Origin of the sequence: Pseudomonas sp. Pseusp88, assembly GCF_047303955.1 — a bacterium.
Taxonomy (GTDB): Bacteria; Pseudomonadota; Gammaproteobacteria; order Pseudomonadales; family Pseudomonadaceae; genus Aquipseudomonas.
The window spans coordinates 1-1,274 of record NZ_JBGLYM010000082.1; the positions used below are offsets into that span (position 1 = coordinate 1).

The following is a 1,274-nucleotide window of genomic DNA, read 5'->3' on the forward strand; positions in this document are numbered from 1 at the left end:
GCACTTTCACTGGTGTTGTTCAGGCTAAGGTAAAATTTGTGAGTTCTCGTAAGAGAAGCAAATTTTCGGCGAATGTCGTCTTCATAGTATAACCAGATTGCTTGGGGTTATATGGTCAAGTGAAGAAGCGCATACGGTGGATGCCTTGGCAGTCAGAGGCGATGAAAGACGTGGTAGCCTGCGAAAAGCTTCGGGGAGTCGGCAAACAGACTGTGATCCGGAGATGTCTGAATGGGGGAACCCAGCCATCATAAGATGGTTACCTTACACTGAATACATAGGTGTATGGAGCGAACCAGGGGAACTGAAACATCTAAGTACCCTGAGGAAAAGAAATCAACCGAGATTCCCTTAGTAGTGGCGAGCGAACGGGGACCAGCCCTTAAGTTGTATTGAGATTAGCGGAACGCTCTGGAAAGTGCGGCCATAGTGGGTGATAGCCCTGTACGCGAAAATCTCTTTGCAATGAAATCGAGTAGGACGGAGCACGAGAAACTTTGTCTGAATATGGGGGGACCATCCTCCAAGGCTAAATACTACTGACTGACCGATAGTGAACTAGTACCGTGAGGGAAAGGCGAAAAGAACCCCGGAGAGGGGAGTGAAATAGATCCTGAAACCGTATGCGTACAAGCAGTGGGAGCCCACTTTGTTGGGTGACTGCGTACCTTTTGTATAATGGGTCAGCGACTTATTTTCAGTGGCGAGCTTAACCGAATAGGGGAGGCGTAGCGAAAGCGAGTGTTAATAGCGCGTTTAGTCGCTGGGAATAGACCCGAAACCGGGCGATCTATCCATGGGCAGGTTGAAGGTTGGGTAACACTAACTGGAGGACCGAACCGACTACCGTTGAAAAGTTAGCGGATGACCTGTGGATCGGAGTGAAAGGCTAATCAAGCTCGGAGATAGCTGGTTCTCCTCGAAAGCTATTTAGGTAGCGCCTCATGTATCACTGTAGGGGGTAGAGCACTGTTTCGGCTAGGGGGTCATCCCGACTTACCAAACCGATGCAAACTCCGAATACCTACAAGTGCCGAGCATGGGAGACACACGGCGGGTGCTAACGTCCGTCGTGAAAAGGGAAACAACCCAGACCGTCAGCTAAGGTCCCAAAGTCATGGTTAAGTGGGAAACGATGTGGGAAGGCTTAGACAGCTAGGAGGTTGGCTTAGAAGCAGCCACCCTTTAAAGAAAGCGTAATAGCTCACTAGTCGAGTCGGCCTGCGCGGAAGATGTAACGGGGCTCAAACCATGCACCGAAGCTACGGGTATCA

The 1,274-nt window shown here is 50.2% G+C and carries 1 rRNA gene; it reads left to right on the forward strand.

Annotated elements, in window-relative coordinates:
* Positions 1 to 113: 113 nt before the first annotated feature.
* Positions 114 to 1,274, forward strand: a 23S ribosomal RNA gene (locus ACCD02_RS32535); the annotation flags it as partial.